Below are 22,897 nucleotides of genomic sequence, written 5' to 3'. Positions count from 1 at the left end.
AGTTAATCAATTTTGGATTTTAGACTTTTCCTTTAATCCAAAATCCAAATCTAAAATTCGGCAAAGTTAAGAGTTGAGAGTTAAGAGTCAAGAGTTAAGATTTTGACTTTATACTCTTGACTTTTTGGCTTTTTTAGACAGATCAAAAATACTACAGCCAAAGACGACTAACTTGTTCTAAGTCTCCAATTTCATCATCACTCAGTCTCCAGCCCAAAGCACCAGCATTTTGCCGTACCTGTTCGGCTGTCTTCACCCCAGCAATGGGAATAACATTCCCCTGAGCAATTAACCAGTTGAGAGCAACTTGAGCAGGGGTGCGATCGTATTTTTCCCCGAAGTTGCGTAGTAAAGATATCACTGGGGCAATTTTTTGCAGTCCTTCTTTCTTAAATCGCGAGTCTATTTTCCTCGCACCAGTGGGGATTTCAGCACTATCAATACTGTACTTGCCTGTGAGTAATCCTTGTGCTAAAGGACTATAAGCCAAGATAGTCACACCCAACTCACGGGCAGTTGTGATAATACCTTTGCTTTCAACTTGGCGACTGAGTAAAGAATAGCGTACTTGGTTGACAGCCAAAGGCACTCCACGGGCTGCCAATATTTGATGCGCGTCTCGCATTTGCTCTGCTGAGTAATTACTCACACCAACTGCGGCAATTCTCCCCCGCTTCACTTCATCGGCTAGGGCATTCATCAAAGTTTCTTGACTTAAAAAGAAGGCAAAAGGCCAATGCACTTGATACAGAGCGATTCGCTCCAGTTGTAGCCGTTTGAGGCTGGCTGTTAAAGCATCAGAGACGGATTGGGCTGTAAATCGCCACGGTAGGGGGCCAAATTTTGTGGCGATTTGTACGGGTTGTTGTGTCTGTTGCAGAAATTGTCCCAAAAATTTCTCTGATAGTCCCATTCCGTAGACTTCGGCAGTATCAAAGAACGTAATACCAGCTTCTAAGGCTGCGGTAAAGGCTTCTTGTAACTGTTCTGGGCCATAGCGATCGCCATAATTCCAAAATAGTTTATCACCCCAAGCCCAAGTGCCGATGCACAAGGGCGTAACAGATGGGCCATTTTGCCCCAATGTGATGTTTTCCACGGTTGCAAAATTTGATTTATTTACATTTCTTTACTTTTATAGTGTATCGTTACAGACAAGATTGGGTGTGGGGCATTGGACACCATAGCTCAAGCTGAAAATGTTTCAACTGACCTGTGTAACGATTATGATGTCCACAATTCCAGACTTTTGAACCAACTCAAATCTCTGTAATCCAACGTCCAAACACTAGCGTCATAAAGTTGAGCTACCGCTACAACAGAGGCATCCTCTAAACTTCCTTGCCAGTGTGGTATCTGGCGAACCATGCTGTAAATCTCCTGAAACATTTCCATGCTCACTGGTACAGTCACTGTGTTCTCACTAATGACTCTTAGTGCAGTCATTGCAGCACGGCTCGATTGTTCTCGCAACACAAACTTGTAAACTTCAAACAGCACTGGTAGAGGGGTTATAACCTCACCAAACAATTCTGGTAACTTATTAAAACCTGTTTTGCATTCCTGATGGTAGTCATCTCGGACAGAAACCAAGGCAATCAGGGGGCCTGCATCCAAAACGATACGCTTCATCCTTGTATTAAATAGTCTTCATTAACTGAAGCATCTGTAGGAGCATTTTCTACGATTCCAGCTAGCGATAGTAGCTTTGAACCATTTTTAGGACGTAACTTTTCTGCCAGTGCTGCCTGTACAACACTAGATGGATTTTGCTCTGGGTGGTCTTTTAAGTATTGGTCAAGTTGTGTCCACAACTCATCAGGAATATAGAGTGTCCGTTTCATTTTATTAGCCTTTGGAGGTACAACTAGTGTTGTACCTTCATTGTAGTTGCTGGAGTGCGATCGCCAACTTCTTAAAATTCGTTTTCAGTAACGACAGTAAGCTGTTACGCAGCTAAATTTAACAGACAGGATTACCTTTATTTTTAATTTTGCGCTCTCATTTAATAATAAGCTGCTACACAACTTAAGAATTGAGGGAGGCTAATAACCTCCCTTTTATGATACTTAAGTGTATTTAATTTTATTTATGAATTAGATGATTTCTCCTGCTTGGCTTTTTTGATTAATTCCATGTAGACATTAATCTCGCTAATTTCCAAATCATGTTCAACTCTGGTTACTTTCCATCTCTCCTTTTTTAAGTAAACTTCCTCTCCTACTCTGGGAGTAAATTGAAGATCGTAGAACTTTTTGAGAAAATCTTTTTGATTTTCTTCCCATAATATTACTTTGACTACTTCTTTGCTCATTGCTTATGCCTGTTTTTTTACTAGATGAAGGTAAGTATTTTGAGGACATACATACAGCAAGTTTATCTTACTAATTCAATGGAATAGCGTAGTTAAAACCACATTTTCATATTGATATTTTTATGTGGCTTGATTGCGTCAAATAAAGTTACAGAACAATACCATAACTCTAGTCAGTATTACTATTGGGTTTATTTAAACACTGTTTCTCCGTGTATTGGGGTCTAATAAAACATAAGATATAATGCGTCAAAGTAATAGTTGTTGCAGTTGATTAATACTGATTTATACAGTCATTTAGCAACGCCAAAATTTTTATACTCCCTAATATACTTAAATGGAAAAGGGATTACGGTACTTTGCCCTGTACGAACAAAATCAACATCCATAGTTTCAAGCAGTTGTCTGAATATCAGTTTTGAGCCATTCACCGCAACTATTTTACGGAGATGGCAAGCATCTTTAAAATGGAATTGCACATTATCTCTTCGATCTCCAACAAGGTAATAAGCTTCTTTTTCAGTTTCACCAAAATATTTTATGTTAAGAGAAGCGTCGAATAAATCTTCTTTGCTCTGGTTATCCTGGGGGAACTTCAATCGAATTTCATGTTTGTCGAGAAGGTAATCTCTAAAACGAATAGCCTCACTTGTACTACTAACATCAATATTTTTATCTCCTACCTTCTTTGTTGTCCCCAAATACTGTGCGAGTAAACGCTTAAAATCTCGTTTTGATATAGGTTGATTACCAATTTTTCTAAGTTCCGATGAGAATAATTTCAATTTTTCAACATCTAGGTCAGATGCTTCTTGTAAAAATTCTTCAACTATATCAGCTAGCTCATCTCCACTTCCCTTGTCTTCGGGAAGTTCAGTTTCGACTTCCTTGAGAATAGCTTCAATTTTAGAAAGGTCAGGAATACTGATTTCATCAGTTATAAATATCTGATTTATATCACCAGCATCAGAAATAACAAGACCTTCTAATGTCTCGATTTTATCTCCTGAGCTACCCGCCGTCATGAATTTTCTATATTTATCAAACTTTTGCCAGTGAAGTAATATATCTTGACCATCTATTTCGTAAAATTCAAAATTACCATTTGGTTGAATTTCCATAAAAATTACGTGGTCTGTATCTTCATCCCAAGCAGCAAAAGTCCAAATTCCTTTTAGTTGAAGTTTACCCCAATCAAACAAGTTCAATGTTCGAGAGCTAACATCACGCTTTATAAGCTGTTCCTTTATAATTGTTTTAACAATAGGCTTAGAGACATTTTTAGTTGATTCAATTGTCAGATTTTGTCGCTGAAATTTATCTGTTGAAGGGAGGTATTCGTCCTTTTGCCCTCTTTTTTCATAAAATTCGGCATCATGTATAATTCTAAAATTTAGAGTGTTTTCTTTATCACGTTTACTAACGGTAATTAGTTTTTCGTCAGTGATATAAGGAAGAAGAAATTCTTTCAGTGTAATTACTAAATTAGTAGAATCTTCATCATTAACTCTATCAACTATATGTATGGCTTGACCATCTAGTTTTGAGTGAAGTTGTTTTGGACTTTTAAGCAAAGTATTTTGGAGTTCAATGCTGCGATCAATTTCAAGAGTGGAAAAATTAACACTCATGTATTCACATAGATATTCTTGAATACTATTGAAAACTTGAAACAAAATACCTGCTCGGCTTTTCTCAAATTTCTCTATACTTCCAAATTCGAGAAAATTAGTATGACGCTTTTCACCTTGTTTCTTACATTTTATGTAAGACTTTGTAGGATCTGTATCTTTACCATCAGATGGAAGCCATCTTCTCAGAGTTCCTGTGCCACTATGGAACACATATTCAGGTCTTTTAAGAATTTTTTTTAATTCTGCCGTACCTTTATATTCTTTTAATATAGATACCTTTTTTCGATAAGTGGGGACACTAACTTTCAATAAAAATTCATTTTTTTTGCTCTCATCACTACTAAGAGTGATTTCAGCAACACCAATCGCATCATAAAGTTTATCTTTTAATGGAGGGACTTTAAGTAATGCTCCCGTCAGATTTGAGAAATGTAGATGTTTAAATTTAGAGCGTGATGAGCCTAGAGAGTTAATTAATAAGCGGGCAAGTGTTACTTCACATATACATTCATCATTTCCAGTATAAACAGCCTGGGATTTTACCTCAATTGCAGATACACTAGCAAATTTAGGATCGGTTTTAAGTTTTTGAAGTAATGCGTAAGTATCATTCGATTTTTTATCAAACATGGCATAGGCATATTGAGCATATCCAACGGACATAGCTTGATAATCGTCGCCTATAATGCAATCCAATTCTTCTGCTCCCCACCATTTGCCATTTTTGTCTCGTTTGAAGCGGATAAAAACAAAATCTCGTTCAATAGCATCAATATGAAAATTTACCTTCAGTCTATTTGTAAGAATGCTCATTTCAAAAACTCATTCACAATAAATTTAAGTGCAAAATCATCAATCTTATCATTTTTACAGAGATAGGGAATCTCTATAATTTTTCCGTCAAATGATGGAATCGGAATAAAAGGAGTGTTAGAAGAACCAAGAATGTTGATAACAAAAACTTTTTCTGCTTCAACAATCTCCATTTTTCCACAGATTTTTTCGATTATTTCATCAGCTTTTACTGCAACCCGATCATTCCATAGCTTGAAGTCTATATAGATATTTTGCTCTGTTTTAAAGTCAAAGAGTTCAAATTCATCTATATTCAGTTCTAGTAAGGGAATCTTTAAGAGGTTTTGAAAAATATGTTTCCCACATACTTCGCCTAATGCCCCTTTATAAATATTGTTGAACATGGGAGGGGTCAGCATTAGTTGAGATTTAGGAAATTTTGTTGCCCAACCAGAATCAGTGAACAATTTATGTAAAGTATCAATTTTCATCAACTCTGAAAGACGGGCAGTTTCTTCGCTTACTTCTTTAACTTCCCTTTTCCCGTAGTTATCAGAAAAGAAAACTTCGATATCATCATAGTCATTTTCATGTGAAAAATAATATGAATCGGCAGATTTTGGCAAATGCAGGTAAATATTATTCCAGTTAATATTGCATTCTGACTCTTTTACAATACTTGGTTGATAAAGAACTTGTTCTCTTAGTTCTTGCCACTTTTTAACACTCTGTTTTGTCCACGGCGTACTCAGTTGGCGACGTATATAAGTAGCAGTTTGATTACTTTTATGAGATGCACGGTTCTGTGCTTCTATTAAATCTTCAGATTGGTTAGGTGATTCACCTGCTGATTCAAGGAGAGCAGTATATTCACGAATAGGAATTACATCTTCTGGCAGAGAAAATCCAATTAAATGTTTTCGGATAGAAGCGTCAGCAAGAATATGAATTGTTGGAGCTTTCATATTGGTACGACATATTCGACCCAATGCCTGAATAATGATTTTATTTAAGTAGCGTGAATAAGCGTTTGTATTGTATGGGTTGATAAAGTCCTCAGCCTTGCGTCTAGGTTTATATCTGTTTATATATCTGTAAAACGCTTCATCCAACTTGCTTTTAAACTGGTTGAGTGAAAAATCTCCGTTTTCTCGAATAAATTCTAATTGAAAAATATATTTTATAAACTTATCGTCATCTATATTATTTTCAAAGATATTAACAAGAATATTTGTTGGATTATCTAAATAAATTCCGTTAATATCCATATTTGAATCCTTAGAAAAGCTGTTGATATGTATTGGCTCTATCCCTGAAGGAATCGAGAATTGTAAATTTTGTCCAACGCCAATGGTTTGGTATGCAGAAATAATAAATCGGCGTTTATTATCTTTTAGTTCATTGAGCAGTTGTTCCTTGTTTGCATCAAAATTATTACTACTAAGTACAAAGAATGTATCAGCTACAGAACTATCAATATTATTTTGATGACTTTCTAATAAAAGTTCCGCATATTTATGCAATATATGCAGGTCGAATTTTGGATCGGAAGGCTTTGGTAATTTATTGAAAAGACAAAGGAACGCATGACAATCAGGATGATCTAAAAAATATTGCCATGCAGTTAAAGCTCTGACATAACGGCAAAATGCAAACTTGATACTTTCCTCCTTCTCATCAGTAATGGTATGAAGAAGAGTATTCCATAAATCCTGGGCTGCTTCTCGATCATTCAAAAGCTCTTCAAGCTGTTTGATTGCTTGTTCTTGTGAATCTGTCCCAATAAATTGAGTTTTTATAGAGACTTTATCATAGCCTTGAGTTGCTTCGTTATATACATTTTTCAGTTTAACAAGCGCATCATCTTTAATACGTATAAATGAATCTCCTAAACGAGATTTTAAATACTCTAGATCATAATTGCCAATATTTGTATAAAGTCCGGCAGTAGCTGAAATACCCACTACAAAAGCCTTTGAGCAAACTCCAGCTAAAAAAGATTCAGGTGTACGGCTGAAGTTAAACATATATATTTTTGATAATGTATCATGCTCATCGCTATCGACGATATCGTAGTAACGAAACCCTGTATCATAAAAATTCTGACTTTGTATTGATCCTTGATAGGGTTGTAAGCCATAAGGTAAATCATCTTCAAGAATTCTATTGGTTAAAAATTCAACATCTTTAAGGTGGAAATTATTAAGAACTGTCTGAATAGCTAATTTCATTGGAAAAGTTTCCTTACCACCTTTATCTTCTTCTTTTAAACGGCGATAGTTATTTGCTAAGTATTTAACTCCTGTCTGAAAATAGGATAAATATCCTGTAATGCTACTCAGTAATTCCTGTATGTCAATACCTGATTTTTGATGTTTAATATCAAAGGCTTTAATCCAATTTGTACGACTATCTATATCTCCAATAATCTCTACATGTTGATTACGAGCCAGAACATTATGGAATTTATAATCATAAAAAAGAAAGTTTCTTTCCTTAGTTGAAAATTCATTCTGAGATTTACAAATATGCTGTAATTCATATTTATTAAATATATAGTTGGCTTTTTCTCGCAATGATTCAATTTGCTCTCGTAGAGATAGCCAATTTTTACCTGAAGATTTTTTCTTTCGCCAGTTTGATTCTTGCAGAAGTACTTCAGGGCATTCGGTTTGCATCAGATGATTATGAATGTTCAAAAATAAATCAATAAGATCCACCCGATGCCGTAATCCAGACTTAATAATATTTTTGAGTACAGCATCTTTGGTAGTATCGAACTCATCAATAAAAATAACTGACTCATTAATCAACCGCTCATAAAAGTAATATGATGGTTCCACAAGTGTTGAATTTTGAGCGACGAACTTATCTATACTAAGAAATAAGATGGTTTTCTCATCTGTAAATACGGCAGGATAAAGTTCTCCAATCCATTGGTAGTCTTGATTATTCTTTATAGCCAACAAACGAGCTTTTTTTGTTGAAAAATTCTTGGTCAACGTTTTCTGAATAATATCTCGGAATGCAGGCTCAACATTTTTACGAATATCTATTTTAATCTTTTCTTTAAAGCTGCTAGGCAATTGTTCATTTTGGAGTAGCTCTATATCTTTTTTTAGTTCTAAATATATTTCAGTTCTAAATTGATCAGGAATTTGGTTATCAATTTCAAGTAAGCTATTGATAACAGTATCTACATTAGAATCTATAAAAAGAAAATATTTCTCAAAATCTTCCTCATCTCCATTGTCGATAAAAAGTTTCTTGAGTTCGTCAGTAGGTAAGTTCTTCTTGAGGTTGGTAATAAACAGAATCTTTCTCTCTTGCTTGACAAACTCCTTGTAATTAGAATGTATAAACTTTAGAACGTTGTAGGTTTTACCAGAACCAGTTGGCATACTCAGGAGAAGCAGACCAGGAGTATCTTGTTTACAGTATTGATTTAATATTTCTTCCATATCCCTGACAACCTTAAGAAAGTTTAAAATATTGAGATGTGAATGCTACATCTAGATAGCGATCGCAAATTATGACACCAGCATTTTAATGCCCAGCAAGATTTAACCCAATGCTTACAGGACAAGCTATAAAGTACCGAAGAGGTATCATTTACGGTGCTTTTGGGTGGAATAGAGGGGCTATGTAAAGGTTAGATACTGGGTCTTCTGCTAGCAAGTCCCAGTTCCGATGAAGTAATGAGTATCTTACATCCATCTGTAACATTTTGGCGCGATCGCATCATCGCCATCCAAAAAATTAGCTATGGCAAGCAGTGAAGTATTTGATACCAAAACAAAGCTCTCTAACCTCTGTAGCGTCTGCTTTTCAATGAAGTGAAGAATCTAGCAACTTAAACAGAGGATTTATTTACTCTTTGATAAAATCATGAGCATCTTAATTTGTCACATTTTGGCGCGATCGCTCTGAAAACCATAAAAAGGCAATTGAGGATTTTAATCAAGCTCTCCTCATTTTGCAAAAATATGACAACAGACGTGAAATGACCATTCTATGTGCTTGACTGTGCGGCAAGCTGAACGTCTTCTATATCAACATTGAGGTGTTGAGCAATCTGCTCCATACTCATCCCTGTTTTTAGTAACAAAGGTACGGTAAGTTTCAACATTTCAGCTTCCCGTTCTTCTCGACCTTCTTCTCGACCTTCCTCCCGACCTTCTTCTCGACCTTCTTCTCGACCTTCGGCTTTCGCTTCCTGATAAACCCTTGTTTGTTCCAAAGTCAGTCCTAGCATAGCTTCAACTTCCTCTCTACTCAACGAAGAAAACTTATAAACGGCAATTGTGGTGATGATGTCTAGTATTTCGTTTTGCGGCAGTGTGTCCGTTTCTTCTAATTTTACTCGCTCAATTAATTGCTTTGCTTGCTGTGCCATCACTTCATCCGATGCTAGAGTCAACTGCATCAAGTTGATACCTATTGGCTGCTGATTAGTCGCGCCTAGCTCATCTAAATAGATTCGCTGCACTTGGTCGCTGTTAAGAAATATTCGATGAGTTTGTTGATCCCTTGGCTCCAAAGAGCGTGATGAAAAAATTACCACACAGAACCAGTCATCGTACTGAGAACGATTCCGGTTCAGGTACATCAGCGACTCAGTAAAGAACCGATGGTAGAGGGCTTCATCCTTTTGAAATTGAACTTCAGCAAAAAAGATTACCTTCGATGTTGCATCCTCTGGAGGTAAAAACACACCATCGATGCGAAAAGCGGTTTCTTTGACTTCAGGTGATTCAAATCGATAGTTTTGCCCTTGAAGAGGAGGGTGATCTACCAGTTCAAAGAGTAACCGAGGAAACCGCTTAAAAATTTGATAGTAAATGGAGTCTCGTTTCACTACTTCATCCTAAAAACCTGATTTCTCACAAGCCATCAAAATTAATCATAACTTGGCTGAAGCATACGCTAATCAAGGTGTTGGTATAACTGGCTGCTAAATAATTGCGATCGCCTCTGGCGGGGCAAAACGCCATCGCAACTTCAACTTTTCGTTCGCTGATTTCGAGCGGGTAGGGTTTATCTTTATTAAAAGAGAGAAATTAAATCCTATAAACTATACGAAAAAGTAGCTATGGCAAGCGGTGAAGTATTTGATACCAAAACAAAATCCCTATCTGTGCCAAGAGTAAACCTGCTGACCATGTTCCGGCTGGGTTTATTTCAGATGGGGTTGAGCATGATGTCAATCTTGACTCTGGGGGTACTCAACAGAGTCATGATTCAAGAAATAGCAATTCCGGCGACGCTGGTATCAGTAGTTTTAGCACTGCCTTTATTTGTTGCTCCTTCACGGATCTGGTTTGGCCAGATTTCCGATGCTAAACCTTTATGGGGATACCACCGCACAGCTTATGTTTGGGTAGGCGCAGCAATATTTGCGATCGCAGCATTTTTAGCTGTACAAGTAATGTGGCAGATGAATCTTGCTGGAAATAGTGCAGGTAGTTGGGTATGGACAACCCAAACAATCGGCTGGACAGGACTTTTGGCTTTAGTTTTCGCTGTATACGGTCTAGGAATTTGTGCTAGCGGTACTGCCTTTGCTGCTTTATTGGTGGATATATCTGAAGAAGATAACCGTTCTAAAGTAGTCGGTGTGGTTTGGTCGATGCTCATGGTGGGGATTATTGTTGGGGCGATTATTAGTGCCAGCTTGCTGAAACAATTAACGCCAGAAGCAACTGTAGAAACCTTACAGCCAGCAATCAACAGATTGTTTACTATCGTCCCAGCAATTGTATTTGGTTTAGCGATCGCAGCAACATTCGGCGTAGAAAAAAAGTACTCCCAATACTCAACCCGTTCCACACTGGTGAATCGGGAAGATAGCATCACTCTAGGCAATGCTTGGAAAATATTGACAGCTAGCCCACAAACAGGTATATTTTTCACCTTTTTACTGGTGATGACTATCAGCTTGTTTATGCAAGACCCGATTTTGGAACCGTATGCGGGTCAAGTGTTTAAAATGCCCCTAGCGGAAAGTACCAAATTAAATATTTTTTATGGAACGGGTCTACTGATTGCTTACGGCGTTACGGGCTTTTTCATAGTCCCGCGTTTGGGTAAGCGCAGAACTGCACGTTTAGGCTGTATGTTGGTGGCATTCTGTGCAATATTGCTCGGCATATCAGGATTCACGGCTAATGCAGCAGTTCTCAAACTAGGTTTGGTTTTATTCGGTTTAGCCACAGGTTTCTTAACAACGGCTGCAATTAGCTTGATGTTGGATCTTACCGCAGCGGAAGCCGCAGGTACATTCATTGGGGCATGGGGATTAGCGCAGTCTCTTTCTAGAGGTGTGGCGGTAGTAATCGGAGGTACAGTTTTGGATATTGGACGCCAGCTGTTACCTAGCCCAGAGTTAGCTTATGGACTGGTATTTGCTCTAGAAGCCTTGGGAATGGTGGCATCGATTTGGTTTCTGAATCGGGTGAACGTCACAGAATTTCAAACAAGTGCCAAACAAGCGATCGCATCTGTTTTAGAAAGCGATTTAGATTAAACTGTATAGGGCATGGGGCATTGGGCATGGGACAAATGACAAATGACAAATAACCAATGAATGATTTTTGGACAACAATTCTAGATTTTGCCCAAACTACTACTACCAGGGTGGGCAAGCAGCTAATGCAAGATTTTGGGAAAGTACAGGCTGACCAAAAAGCTGATGGTAGTTTGGTGACGCAAGCAGATAAATGGGCAGATCAGGAAATTCGAGATGCGATCGCTTCTAATTTCTCTGGTTACGGCATTTTGAGCGAAGAGAGTGATCAGTCATTTCCCGGTACTGAGTGGTGCTGGGTAATTGATCCTCTCGACGGTACAACCAACTTCACACGCGGCATTCCTCTCTGGACAATATCTCTGGGTTTATTGTATCGAGGCACACCCATTTTTGGGTATGTTTACGCACCAACTCTAAATCAAGCTTTTCATGGTTTCTGGGCAGGTTCATCTGGTTTGGCAACACCAATAGGAGCATTTCTCAACCACCACCCCATCCACACAAGTGTTGATAGTCCCAGCAGCAATCACTTTTTTAACCTCTGTTCTCGTAGCACCGCAGTTATCAAAAACGGCTTTCCCTGTAAAATTCGGATGTTGGGTGTAGCTAGCTATAACTTTTTGACGGTTGCTACTGGGGCTACTCTTGGTGGGATTGAGGCGACACCAAAAGTTTGGGATATAGCAGGGGCTTGGGTAATTGTTCAGGCTGCTGGTGGGGTATGGTCATCGCTGAAGTCAGAACCGTTTCCGTTGTCACCAGGAGAAGATTATAGCGATCGCTCTTTTCCTACCCTTGTGGTTAGTCGTCCCGAATTAGTTCCGGTATTTCAACCTTTTCTCGAAGGTGTAAAAATTTAATTTGCTGCCTCATTATTTGAAAAGAGTAATTTTGTCAACTAGCCTAGTGGATAATAGCATACTCGATATTAAACTTAACAAAACCCTAGTTCAACAAAGAATTGAGTATAAATAAAGCTGGTAATAATCCTGATTTAAGTGCAAAACCAGTGTAGTTATTAATTTAAGTAGTGTTGTGACTTTCATTACACTGGTTAATTTAGTATAAAAAATTTTATGTTGTCTAATCTAGATTTAATTCGAGAGTTTGTGCAAAACTCTATTCAAAAAAAAGATATTTTGTTGTCAAATCCTGTTTTGACAGCGCAAACAGTGTATAAAATCAACCAACTGACAGCAAAATCTGAAGGCGTAATTGCCACTGTTCAACTATCTAACACCTTATCTGAATTCTCGATTTCTCCAAAATCAACCCAGTGGGAATTGATCAATCAGGCATTAGCAGAATATAGTTATATCCTCAAAGGAGAAGTAGATAGTCGGGGTTTCTATCAGTATCAATACTGCGAAGTTCCCAAAGGCTATCAGATGAACTGTACTAAATGTGTCATTCTATGGCGAGCCTGGTGGAAATATTGCAAGCATAGTTCAAGATCAGGGATTCCGTTAGAACTTCTGATTAGAACACGAGATTCATGGTATCCAATTAGAGATTTAATTATCAGTGACGGACTTCTCTATATCAAAACCTTGGGAAGTGAGATTGCACTTGGCTCAGAAGACTTAATTACTTGGTTAAGCAAAGTTGATGTAACCAAAATTAAAGAAATACCTTCTACAGAGACATAGTATGGGTATATCAGTACAAATGTTTGCCCTTATATTTGTAAACATTTTTCAAAGTGATTATGACAACATAATTAGGCAAAGGATTTGACATACTCACCGACCTAAAGGCGCTCTTAAGAAGGAGTAATGAGTAATAAGTAATGAGTAATAAGTAATGAGTAATAAGTAATGAGTAATGAGTAATGAGTAATAAGTAATGAGTAATAAGTAATAAGTAATAAGTAATGAGTAATGAGTAAATACCCATTTTTCATCCACGATGAAACTCATTACTTTAAAGCATTGCGTGAAGCACGAGACTTCTCTACGAGACGCTTCGCGAACAGACCCAAATATGTGGTGAAAAAGAATGAAAGGACTTTGGCTCGAAAATAATCAGTTGCAATTACGTACAGATATTCCCGTTCCTGAACCGCCACCAGGAGAAGCTTTAGTACGCGTCTTGCGTGCTAGGTATCTGTAACACTGACCTGGAATTACTCAGAGGCTACTATCCTTACACTGGTATTTTGGGGCATGAATTTGTCGGCGTCGTTGAACAAGGGCCAGAACACTTAGTTAATAAACGCGTAGTTGGAGAAATCAACGCTGTGTGTGGGCATTGTCGATTTTGTCGTAGTGGACAACCAACTCACTGCGAAAATCGTACAGTTCTGGGTATTGTCAACCGGAATGGAGCCTTTGGTGAATATCTCTGTTTGCCGATAGAGAATCTGCATCTCGTACCTGAGAATGTGCCAACAGAAGTAGCAACATTTACTGAACCTGTAGCAGCAGCTTTAGAAATTCAGCAGCAAGTGCCATTACATCCAAATAATCGGGTGCTAGTGGTTGGAGATGGCAAACTAGGGCAGTTGGTAGCCCAGACATTAGCCTTAACCTAGCTGTGAACTCTTAGCTGTGGGGCGTCATCAAGACAAACTGGCTAACTTAGAGGCACGGGGGATTAAAACTGGTTTAGCTAATGCTGTGAAAGATGGATATTTTGATATCTCAGTAGAATGTACTGGTAATCCAGAAGGATTTGCGATCGCCCGCCGCGCCCTACGTCCCCGTGGTACGCTTGTACTGAAAAGTACTTATGCTGGCAACCTCAGCCTGGATGCTTCTTCTTTAGTAGTAGATGAAATCACCCTCATCGGCTCCCGTTGTGGCCCTTTTGCCCCGGCCCTTCAGCTACTAGCTACAGGAAAAGTTGACGTGCAACCCCTGATTCATGCCACCTACCCTCTTATTGAAGGGCTTGCAGCTTTTGAACACGCTCAGAGTCGGGGTGTTTTGAAAATATTGTTAGATATTAGTCATTAGTCATTAGTCATTTGTCCCCACTCCCCACTCCCTACTCCCTACTCCCTAATAGAGATAAGGATTAGTCTTCGGTTGATAGTCAGAACAATCGATCGCTTCTTCTGTATTGGCAATATATGGGCGTACAGTACATTTAAGACGATAATTGTCGGTAAAAAATTGGCAACCAGTACAAGGAATTTGATGCATTTGCTTGGCTGTTGTCAAACTATCTCGCGCCGCTGCACAGAGACTCCAAACAACGAGAATAATTACAGTCCAAGCTACAACAAAGCAAATCGGGACTAACAAAGGCTCAATCCCATGAATGAGGAAAGATATCAGTTTAAACACGGTATGTCCTGATACAAATTAGGAGTTAGAAGTATATTACCTCCTAACTCCTAATTTCTAACTTCTCACTATAGAAGTAGAAGTTAAACGCCAGCATGACCCAGCGCTAAACCAGTGACGAGCATTCCTAGAACAAGGAAAGGTTGGGCGCTAGCTTGGTACTTAACATCATTCTTCACGGGGTCGCGCAAGAAATACATATCTTGCAAGGTGATTTGCGGGATGATTAACAGTACTAGTATTGCTGCATACAAATTCTCATGGATGCTGACGAGATAAGCTGCAATCAATCCTTGAAAAACATCAATTGTCACTACACAAATCCAAGATGCGGCGGTGATGCCAAACATTACAGGTAGTGAATTTAATCCTAACTGGCGATCGCCTTCTACACTCTTAAAATCATTCACAATAGCAATGCCCAATCCAGCCAAGCTGTAGAACATTGTCAAAATCACAATTGTGGAATTCAGTTCGCCAAACAAAGCGTGTCCTGTAGACCAAGGTAGGGTGATATAACTTGCACCCAAGGCATAGCTACCTAGCCAGCCGTTTTGTTTGAGTTTCAGGGGAGGTGCAGAATAAATGTAGGCGATGAAAGAACCGATAATTGCGATCGCTGTAATTGTCGGGAATTCATGACCAGACCACACATCCAGCACAAATGCCAAACCATAGCCAGCAATCAGTAATACCCAAATCTGAATAATTACCTGGGGTAGGGGAATTGCGCCAGAGGGAATCGGGCGATAGGGTTCATTGATGGCATCGATTTCGCGATCGTAGTAATCATTGAGGATTTGGGTGTAACCTGTCATCAATGGCCCAGCCAGTAACATACAGGCTGCTACCTTCAATACATTTTCCAGTGTCCAAGTATAGTTACCCGAAGAAGCCGCACCACAGACTACACCCCAAATTAGGGGAATCCAGGTGATGGGCTTCATGAGCTGCAAACGGATTTTCCAGATTGAAGTTTCCCCAGCAGATGCACCTTTCATCCCTAGCAGCTGTCTAGTTTTCGCACTGCGATCGGCAGACGCGAGCGCTTGCTCATTGAGATTATTTGCCACTGAGTCTAGTGCTTCAGACGGGTTAGGGTCTGGGGTAATGGGAGTTGATTCTGACATAATGCCTATTTTTTTTAGAGTGAGGAGTTAAGAGTTAGGAGTTATGAATTATTGTTTTATTCCTAACTCTTCACTCCTAACTCCTAACTAAATTAAAACGAAATTATCAAATAATTATTCTGAAACTTTGCTCCAGCAACAGGTCTGCCACTCAGAGCCGGGGGTAAGGGAATATTGCGCCGCTGATCTCCTGCTTCTACCGTGACTTCTGGCCCATATTGGGTAAGCTTGACGTGCTTTTTGTCAAATCCTGGCAAGAATAAGCGTACTTGACGATTGTGGATGTCTATTTCAATCGGTTTGGGAGCCTGTAAAGCTTGTGCTTCAAAGTTTGGTAGAGCGTCTATCAGTGGTTGCCAATCACCCGTGGGCGAGTTCGGAATAACGCTCACAGGGAGGGGTATAAATTCCTCTGGTAGGTTGACATTTGTCTCGGTAGACACAAGCAGAACACCACCGACAGTTAAACCTATTTGTTGAGCGCTACCCCATAAATAACGAGCATTTGCTACCTCAATCGGATCTCCTGTAGTCACTAAGAAAGCAGCGAGACGCTTGGGATCGGACAGAGCAGCTCTCCCCTTTTCTAAGAAATTATTGACTTGGTTAGTGGGAGCGGCAAAGTTATCTGCTGTCCAGTTGACATTGAAAAAACTGCTAATCAGCGGTTGAATCAAGGGTGATTCAGTAATTGTCTTCCCCAAGTCGGAGTTGACAAATAATTGCCGAAATCGCCGGACATACCAACTCAGAGATTCTGGCAAACCCAACATTCGCAGGGTTAAAGAGTCGCCCGTGCCATCGTAGACGATCGCATCATATTTGCCACTGGCATCATATTCGCGGATAGCATTCAGTGCCAGGGCGTTGTCCATCCCCGGCAATACTACCAGTTCTTGACCAAAAACATCTTTGAAGATGGGCGTGCGGAGATATTGCGCCTCAAGTTTCTTCACTTCGTCCCAGTTTCGTTCTAGTAGTACAGATGCTTGAAACTGGACTACTTGCAAATTGGGAGCGATTTCCTGGGGATCGGCAGCAATGGGAGTGCCCAGCAGGATTTGCAATGTTGGTTCTGCTTGTCCTGCTAGAAGTACGCGCTTGCCTTGACTTGCCAATAATTTGGCGGCGGCGATCGCAATTTTGGTACGAGCGGTGCCGCCTTTGCCCAAAAATGTCAATATTAGAGCCATTAGTTGATTCCTATTTTCACCGCCGATCTTTTCAACTCCAACTTAGCACTCAACAAAGAGTCTCAACCTGTGCTTGAAATTTCAGATACCAAGAAAAACTTGGATCTGAGTTCTTTAACTACTACACAGGTTTGATTTCATCTTCAAAAAACCAAGTGGAATAATTATCGTCAAACAGTAGCACTACACCGATACCACCACCATCGGTGACTTTGTAGCCTTGGATAATACCCACTTGTCCGAGCTTTTTCACAACTGGGGCAGAAACGCGATCGCGCAAACGATAGACTTTAACCTTTTGTCCGATTTCCATGCCTGATTACAATGCAATAAACCAAGTCTCAGTGTAGCGGAATCCGTGACTCTGCTCTCATAAATTCAGTGGAGATGAGGAGTGAGGGAGAGAATCGTAACTCCTACCTTCTGACCTAAGAACTTAAAATTAACAACAGGTGCGATTGCAAAGATTAGTGCTAGTGGAACATTTGCGATCGTTAGAGGTTCATCCAGATAGCTTGAGTTAAGCAACAAAGGTAGTAATCATGTATCAAACAGATCCACCCCGTCCGCCACAAGAAACAATGCCTACGATGTATGATTTACCCAGTGAATTAGTGGGGGAATCAGGTTTGCCAGATGAATTTCACCGAATTCAGGCAGATTTGCTCAGTGAGACTTGTCAGCCTCTTGCTTATCCATCTGAGGAAATTTTGCTTGCTAGCGACTTAAATCTTTACTACGATCCCCGCCATCCTTTGTGGTACAAGCGTCCTGATTGGTACATGGTTTTAGGATTACCTAGTGCTAGCCAGCAGCAAGACCTGCGCTTAAGTTACGTTATTTGGCAAGAAGGAATTGATCCATTTTTAGTAGTTGAATTACTTTCACCTGGTACAGAACAAGAAGACTTAGGAAAAACACTGCGGGAAGTAAACCGACCCCCAACGAAGTGGGAAGTATATGAACAGATTTTACGGGTTCCTTACTACGTTATCTACGATCGCTATGAAAATAATTTACGTGCCTTTAAGCTCAATGGCACTCGTTACGAAGCAATATCTTTACCAGAGAACCGCCTATGGTTAGAAGAGTTAGAGCTAGGATTGGGTCTTTGGCAAGGTAATTACCAGCAGACAACAGGTTTGTGGTTGCGTTGGTATAATTCTGCGGGTTGGGTGCCGACTCGAAGAGAACAAGCTGAACAGGAACGCCAACAGGCTGAACAGGAACGCCAACGGGCTGAACAGGAACGCCAACGGGCTGAACAGGAACACCAACGGGCTGAACAGGAACGCCAACGGGCTGAACAGGAACACCAACGGGCTGAACAGGAACGCCAACGGGCTGATCGATTAGCAGAGTATTTGCGATCGCAAGGAATTGATCCAGATAACTTGAGTTAAGCAAAAACTCGCATCCTTAACAAAGAAGGAGCCTGACAAACAGACGTTATATTTGTAGTAAAAATATACTTGACAATATCCTATTTATTGTATAATCGCCAAGATAATTTGGATACAATTTTCTAGTGATGATAAATTCTAAAAGCACTGAAGAGATTTCCAACAAATAAATTATCCAATATTATGAGGTGGGCATCCTGCCTAACCCACGTTTAACCAAAGGCGGGTAAGATACGCACATCACAAGAAGTAGTTGGATATTTTTTCTATTTGAAAGTGCCTGAAAAAGGAACTTTCATAAATATAATAGGCTTCAGTGAGAGTAATTAGATGAGCGGATAGTGAGTAGTAAGCGAGGAAGCAGAAATTGTTGCCGACAATGCGGGGAGTTGTACGTAATGTAGGGAGATTGAGACGAATCTTGCCCATAGATGAACAGATGTGGATGAAGTTCGACTTACTGAGAACTCTAGTACGCCGGGATTTAGAAGCGCGTTACAAGGGTTCTATTTTAGGTAACTTGTGGCCTTTGCTAAATCAGCTATCGCAGTTACTGATTTATACTTATGTATTTTCCACTGTGTTGAAGGTGAAGCTGACTACTCTCAAGGGTTTACCAGCAAATGATTTCACCTTTGGTTTGTGGCTATTTGCAGGCTTACTTCCTTGGATTGCTTTTAGTGGTGGTCTAATGCAGTCCGCTAATTCGGTACTAGGACAACCAAATTTAGTCAAGAAGGTGGTATTTCCTTTAACTTTATTACCCCTAGTGCCAATTTTGTCAACATTCATTGAGAGTTCCTTTGGTTTAATGGCATTGATTTTTTTCGTGGCGATCAATGCTCATACTTTACATACTAGCTTGGCGCTATTACCCTTGATCTGGTTAACACAGTTATTGCTAACAGCAGGGTTGGGCTATTTAACAGCCGGACTAACTGTATTTTTGCGAGATATCCCGCAGACTTTAGGAGTAATTTTAAATATTTGGTTTTATGCAACACCGCTTGTCTATCCAGTATCAGCAGTTCCAGAGGAATGGCGGAGTTTGGTATTCTGGTTAAATCCAATGGCAGCGATCGCAGAGGTTTATCGTGACATAGTTTTAGTTGGAGAAGTAAAGCACTGGGGTGAATGGGGAGTTGCTTGTGTCATAGCAACAATTATATTTTGTTGTGGTTTTACAGTATACAAGCATTTGCGTCCAGCTTTTGCCGACGTGTTGTAGTCAAGGCTTCATTAGTTAGCCGCTTTTAAAACAAGCAAATGCTAACGTTAACTGTATATGTAGATAGCGATATAATTCAACAACAAGCAAAAATTATAATGAAGTAATTAATTTTTAATTGATAAATTTGTACCGTGTGAAATTCATTATTAGTTTAAGTATGCAGTGTTATGGGTGAGGAGATTGTAATTTCACTGAAGAATATCTCAAAGTGCTACAAGCGTTATGCTCGTCCGGTAGATAGGCTCAAAGAAACTTTACTACCTGGTAAGAGCCACGCTCAAGAATTTTGGGCATTGCGGGATATTAACTTAGAAATTACTAAAGGAGAGAAATTAGGAATTATTGGTCAAAATGGTTCTGGGAAAAGTACATTACTACAAATCATTGCTAGAACCTTGACACCAACTACAGGAGATGTCTGGCTTCACGGCAGAGTTTCAGCTTTACTAGAACTAGGTAGCGGATTTAATCCTGAATTTACTGGAAGACAAAATGTATTTTTCAATGGACAAATTTTAGGGTTAAGTCGTGAAGAAATTGAAGCCAAATACAATGAGATAGTCGAATTTGCTGATATCGGAGATTTTATTGAGCAGCCTGTTAAAACTTATTCAAGTGGTATGTTCGTGAGATTAGCATTTGCAGTTGCAGTAAGTGTTGATCCTGACATTCTAATTGTAGATGAAGCACTAGCAGTTGGAGATATTTACTTTCAGCAGAAATGTTTTGAGCGGATTAGAAATCTAACACGTATGGGAACAACACTTTTATTTGTTTCCCATGATTCAGCTGTTGTACATAAAATCTGTAACAGAGCTTTATTTATGGAAGCAGGAAATTTAGTGTTGGATGCTAAACCAAGGCAAGTAATTGATTTATATGAAGCCAAGCTGTTACAAAAAAAAGATATACAATCAGAATTAGTAGAAATTCAAATGCTTCCAGATTCTAATTATGTTACTTCAGAGGAAAATAAAGAATTTTTAGATATAACCTCAGAATCAGTACAAGAAGTAGTAATTAATGCGCCAGAAGTAAGCATAGAATTTGTTAGATTTTTAGATGAAACAGATCAAGAAATAAAAGTTGTAATTAGTGAGCAGTTATTACAGATTTCCGTAGGAGTTTTATTTTCCCAATATTTTGAAGATCCCCATATTGGTTTTAAAATACGGGAAAGAACAGGTGAGGTAATTTTTGAAACAAATACTCTATGTATGGGAAAAAAAATAGGTCGAGTAGAGAGCGGTACTTTACTGGAGATTTGCTTTAAGTTTAAAGTGCCTTTGATGGAGGGTGAATATACAATTACATTTGGCGTAGCTGATAGTGCAATTGGGGAAAGTTTATTCCAGAGAACATTAGTTTATGCTCATAATGTCGCCGCATTAAAAGTTTTAAGAAACAAAGACTCAATACTGTGGTCAGGTATAGTAAATCTTTCTCCTTCTATTTCTATTCATAAATATACTTATGTTTGACTCTATAATTAAACAGGCAAAACAGACAGAATATGACTTTAGAAAAACTACTAATCCAGAAGATCCCTTGTTACATCTTTTTGATGAGTGGATTGATTATTACAAACTCAAATCTGCGATCGCTCATGAATTAAAACCTCTTAATATCCTAGAAATAGGAGTACGTTTTGGTTATTCTGCCGCAGCTTTCCTACACGGATACCCTAATGCTAAATATACTGGTATTGACTTAGATACCAATGATTTTGGTGGTGTCAAAGGTGCAATTAATTGGGCAAAAGAAATTACTAAGCAGTTTAATACTGAATTTATTATTGCTGATACACAGGTAATGAAACGCTTGCCTGGTAATGTCTACGATCTCATTCATGTTGATGGGCAACAAAATGGAGACGGTTCCTTTCATGATTTAGAACTTGCTATTAAGCAATCCCGCTACGTGTTGGTAGATGGATACATGTGGACACAGCAGAACTTTATGGCAGTTAGTGATTTCTTATTTAGATATGCTGATTTGCTCGATTGGTATGGTGTAATACCAGGTTATGCCGGAGAGTTATTAATAAAAGTTTCTAATAATTATTTAAGTGAGCTTGAAGAACACTACCACAATACTAATTCTAGTCTAGACATTCGTCAAAGTTATACTAGTCACTACTATACTCAAGACTGTAGCGGATTTGATACTTATAAACAAAATCAAGGGAAGAAGTTAGAAGATCCAAGATTGCAATCTGTAGCAGCGATCGCTAGTTTGAAAGCATCAGGACGAGTACTTGACATTGGTTCTGGACGAGGTGAACTTAGTTATTATTTTGCTCGTCAAGGTTTTGCGGTTACATCTATTGACTATTCACCAAATGCCATTGAACTAGCAAAAAATTGTTTTAATGGAGAAGCTGAGTTAGCAGCCAACGTAGAATTCATCTGCGATCATGTCTGCAATGTACAACTGCCAGATAAGTATGATCTAGCACTAGCTTCTGACGTGATTGAACACTTAGCTTTTGAAGAACTAGATGTGCTTTATCAGCAAGTCGCGCACAGTCTTAAACAAGACGGATTATTTGTTGTGCATACTTTTCCAAATCTTTGGTATTACAAATATGAATATCCACGTAAAAGGAAAATTGCTGCTTCTGTTGGTGCCTACCTACCACCACAGCCCCGCTCAAGATATGAGCTACTAATGCATATTAATGAACAATCGCCAAGGATTTTGAAAAAGCAATTAAGCAAACACTTTAACCATGTATGTTTATGGTTTGGTGATACCCAGAATCCAGGTGGAAGTTTAGTAAAAAAGTTTTCTACAAGAGAAATAGGTGCAGCAACTAGTCTATTTGTAGTTGCTTCTCATCGACCCATAAATCGGGAACATCTCAAGAATAGCTTACAAATGTTCCCTATCCCACCCATCTCTGCTGGAAAAATCAAGATATTTGTGAAAGATCATCAAAAACTAGTAAATGCAGATAGTGAATTTGAAATTAAATTAGAAATTGAAAACTCTAGCGAATTTACTCTTAATAGTTATGGTTCTCATCCACTTCACATTTCGTATCATTGGATGAATGAAGAAGCTACCGATTACATTGTTTTTGAGGGACAACGAACAAAGATATTTCCCCCATTAAATAGCTCTGAAGATATAGTGTTGAAACATTTATTCAATAATAAAGTACCCAAAGAAACGTATAAAATTAAACTGAGATCGTTAGCACAAAAAGGTAGCTATATCCTGAGAGTGACATTGGTACAGGAAGGTGTACGCTGGTTTGATTTAGCGCCAACTTATTTAATGGAGGACATTGGAATCAGGGTGATATAAGCATTAAATACCATATCTAATCTAGAAATTAAAATCATATCATCATATCAAGAAATAATTGAGGTT

General features: G+C 38.8%; 18 protein-coding genes and 1 pseudogene. 8 read left to right on the top strand and 11 right to left on the bottom strand.

Annotated features, from left to right (window positions below; all coding sequences use genetic code 11):
- Positions 1–151: 151 nt before the first annotated feature.
- The 7 genes from QUD05_RS26700 to QUD05_RS26670 all read right to left on the bottom strand — a co-directional run bounded on the left by QUD05_RS26700 (position 152) and on the right by QUD05_RS26670 (position 9,601).
- Complete coding sequence (locus tag QUD05_RS26700; protein ID WP_289798721.1) at positions 152–1,099, bottom strand: aldo/keto reductase; 948 nt, start codon at positions 1,097–1,099, stop codon at positions 152–154.
- Between the two features lie 125 nt (positions 1,100–1,224).
- Entirely contained in the window at positions 1,225–1,632 is a 408-nt protein-coding gene (locus QUD05_RS26695) for a type II toxin-antitoxin system VapC family toxin (protein ID WP_289798720.1), read from the bottom strand.
- Positions 1,629–1,844, bottom strand: a complete 216-nt coding sequence (locus QUD05_RS26690; RefSeq protein WP_289798719.1) for a hypothetical protein — start codon at positions 1,842–1,844, stop codon at positions 1,629–1,631. Before QUD05_RS26690 ends, QUD05_RS26695 begins: the two co-directional genes overlap by 4 nt.
- A gap of 245 nt (positions 1,845–2,089) precedes the next feature.
- Positions 2,090–2,314: a hypothetical protein gene (locus tag QUD05_RS26685; RefSeq protein WP_289798718.1), complete on the bottom strand. Its 225-nt coding sequence runs from the start codon at positions 2,312–2,314 to the stop codon at positions 2,090–2,092.
- Between the two features lie 293 nt (positions 2,315–2,607).
- Positions 2,608–4,761, bottom strand: coding sequence for a hypothetical protein (locus tag QUD05_RS26680; RefSeq protein WP_289798717.1), 2,154 nt, complete (start codon positions 4,759–4,761; stop codon positions 2,608–2,610).
- Complete coding sequence (locus QUD05_RS26675) at positions 4,758–8,204, bottom strand: P-loop NTPase family protein (protein WP_289798716.1); 3,447 nt, start codon at positions 8,202–8,204, stop codon at positions 4,758–4,760. Before QUD05_RS26675 ends, QUD05_RS26680 begins: the two co-directional genes overlap by 4 nt.
- A gap of 551 nt (positions 8,205–8,755) precedes the next feature.
- Entirely contained in the window at positions 8,756–9,601 is an 846-nt protein-coding gene (locus QUD05_RS26670; RefSeq protein ID WP_289798715.1) for an Rpn family recombination-promoting nuclease/putative transposase, read from the bottom strand.
- Between the two features lie 234 nt (positions 9,602–9,835).
- Between QUD05_RS26670 and QUD05_RS26665 the strand changes: the two genes are divergently transcribed.
- The 4 genes and pseudogenes from QUD05_RS26665 (at position 9,836) to QUD05_RS26650 (ending at position 14,229) form a co-directional block, all read left to right on the top strand.
- Complete coding sequence (locus QUD05_RS26665) at positions 9,836–11,269, top strand: BCD family MFS transporter (RefSeq protein ID WP_289798714.1); 1,434 nt, start codon at positions 9,836–9,838, stop codon at positions 11,267–11,269.
- 56 nt (positions 11,270–11,325) lie between these two features.
- Positions 11,326–12,132, top strand: a complete 807-nt coding sequence (locus QUD05_RS26660; protein ID WP_289798713.1) for an inositol monophosphatase family protein — start codon at positions 11,326–11,328, stop codon at positions 12,130–12,132.
- 216 nt (positions 12,133–12,348) lie between these two features.
- Positions 12,349–12,921, top strand: coding sequence for a hypothetical protein (locus QUD05_RS26655; RefSeq protein ID WP_289798712.1), 573 nt, complete (start codon positions 12,349–12,351; stop codon positions 12,919–12,921).
- A gap of 349 nt (positions 12,922–13,270) precedes the next feature.
- Positions 13,271–14,229 (top strand): annotated as a pseudogene (locus QUD05_RS26650) (MDR/zinc-dependent alcohol dehydrogenase-like family protein).
- A 45-nt stretch (positions 14,230–14,274) separates the two neighbouring features.
- Here the strand turns inward: QUD05_RS26650 and QUD05_RS26645 are convergent.
- The 4 genes from QUD05_RS26645 to petP all read right to left on the bottom strand — a co-directional run bounded on the left by QUD05_RS26645 (position 14,275) and on the right by petP (position 17,198).
- Positions 14,275–14,562, bottom strand: coding sequence for a hypothetical protein (locus QUD05_RS26645; protein ID WP_069069020.1), 288 nt, complete (start codon positions 14,560–14,562; stop codon positions 14,275–14,277).
- Between the two features lie 83 nt (positions 14,563–14,645).
- The gene (chlG, locus tag QUD05_RS26640) at positions 14,646–15,692 is read right to left on the bottom strand and encodes a chlorophyll synthase ChlG (RefSeq protein WP_289798711.1); all 1,047 of its coding nucleotides are present in this window, start codon (positions 15,690–15,692) and stop codon (positions 14,646–14,648) included.
- A 92-nt stretch (positions 15,693–15,784) separates the two neighbouring features.
- Entirely contained in the window at positions 15,785–16,885 is a 1,101-nt protein-coding gene (locus QUD05_RS26635; RefSeq protein ID WP_289798710.1) for a Get3/ArsA fold putative tail anchor-mediating ATPase NosAFP, read from the bottom strand.
- 121 nt (positions 16,886–17,006) lie between these two features.
- Positions 17,007–17,198: a cytochrome b6f subunit PetP gene (petP, locus tag QUD05_RS26630; RefSeq protein WP_289798709.1), complete on the bottom strand. Its 192-nt coding sequence runs from the start codon at positions 17,196–17,198 to the stop codon at positions 17,007–17,009.
- A 229-nt stretch (positions 17,199–17,427) separates the two neighbouring features.
- Between petP and QUD05_RS26625 the strand changes: the two genes are divergently transcribed.
- The 4 genes from QUD05_RS26625 (at position 17,428) to QUD05_RS26610 (ending at position 22,831) form a co-directional block, all read left to right on the top strand.
- The gene (locus tag QUD05_RS26625) at positions 17,428–18,288 is read left to right on the top strand and encodes a Uma2 family endonuclease (protein WP_289798708.1); all 861 of its coding nucleotides are present in this window, start codon (positions 17,428–17,430) and stop codon (positions 18,286–18,288) included.
- Positions 18,289–18,667: 379 nt separating this feature from the next.
- Positions 18,668–19,516 (top strand): ABC transporter permease, encoded by an 849-nt coding sequence (locus QUD05_RS26620; protein WP_289800086.1) that lies wholly within the window; start codon positions 18,668–18,670, stop codon positions 19,514–19,516.
- A gap of 170 nt (positions 19,517–19,686) precedes the next feature.
- A complete protein-coding gene (locus QUD05_RS26615; RefSeq protein ID WP_289798707.1) occupies positions 19,687–21,000 on the top strand; it encodes an ABC transporter ATP-binding protein in 1,314 nt (437 codons plus the stop codon).
- Positions 20,993–22,831, top strand: coding sequence for a class I SAM-dependent methyltransferase (locus QUD05_RS26610; protein WP_289798706.1), 1,839 nt, complete (start codon positions 20,993–20,995; stop codon positions 22,829–22,831). Before QUD05_RS26615 ends, QUD05_RS26610 begins: the two co-directional genes overlap by 8 nt.
- Positions 22,832–22,897: the final 66 nt, after the last annotated feature.

This window comes from Nostoc sp. GT001, from assembly GCF_030382115.1.
Taxonomy (GTDB): domain Bacteria; phylum Cyanobacteriota; class Cyanobacteriia; order Cyanobacteriales; family Nostocaceae; genus Nostoc.
This window is presented reverse-complemented; position numbering and strand designations above follow the sequence as displayed.

Bases quoted from the DNA above. Each gene is read 5' to 3' on its own strand.
- QUD05_RS26665 (WP_289798714.1), top strand. From the start codon at position 9,836: ATGGCAAGCGGTGAAGTATTTGATACCAAAACAAAATCCCTATCTGTG.
- QUD05_RS26615 (WP_289798707.1), top strand. From the start codon at position 19,687: ATGGGTGAGGAGATTGTAATTTCACTGAAGAATATCTCAAAGTGCTAC.
- QUD05_RS26695 (WP_289798720.1), bottom strand. From the start codon at position 1,632: ATGAAGCGTATCGTTTTGGATGCAGGCCCCCTGATTGCCTTGGTTTCT.
- QUD05_RS26625 (WP_289798708.1), top strand. From the start codon at position 17,428: ATGTATCAAACAGATCCACCCCGTCCGCCACAAGAAACAATGCCTACG.
- QUD05_RS26620 (WP_289800086.1), top strand. From the start codon at position 18,668: ATGCGGGGAGTTGTACGTAATGTAGGGAGATTGAGACGAATCTTGCCC.
- chlG (WP_289798711.1), bottom strand. From the start codon at position 15,692: ATGTCAGAATCAACTCCCATTACCCCAGACCCTAACCCGTCTGAAGCA.
- QUD05_RS26690 (WP_289798719.1), bottom strand. From the start codon at position 1,844: ATGAAACGGACACTCTATATTCCTGATGAGTTGTGGACACAACTTGAC.
- QUD05_RS26660 (WP_289798713.1), top strand. From the start codon at position 11,326: ATGAATGATTTTTGGACAACAATTCTAGATTTTGCCCAAACTACTACT.
- QUD05_RS26675 (WP_289798716.1), bottom strand. From the start codon at position 8,204: ATGGAAGAAATATTAAATCAATACTGTAAACAAGATACTCCTGGTCTG.
- QUD05_RS26680 (WP_289798717.1), bottom strand. From the start codon at position 4,761: ATGAGCATTCTTACAAATAGACTGAAGGTAAATTTTCATATTGATGCT.
- QUD05_RS26655 (WP_289798712.1), top strand. From the start codon at position 12,349: ATGTTGTCTAATCTAGATTTAATTCGAGAGTTTGTGCAAAACTCTATT.
- QUD05_RS26635 (WP_289798710.1), bottom strand. From the start codon at position 16,885: ATGGCTCTAATATTGACATTTTTGGGCAAAGGCGGCACCGCTCGTACC.
- QUD05_RS26685 (WP_289798718.1), bottom strand. From the start codon at position 2,314: ATGAGCAAAGAAGTAGTCAAAGTAATATTATGGGAAGAAAATCAAAAA.
- petP (WP_289798709.1), bottom strand. From the start codon at position 17,198: ATGGAAATCGGACAAAAGGTTAAAGTCTATCGTTTGCGCGATCGCGTT.
- QUD05_RS26610 (WP_289798706.1), top strand. From the start codon at position 20,993: ATGTTTGACTCTATAATTAAACAGGCAAAACAGACAGAATATGACTTT.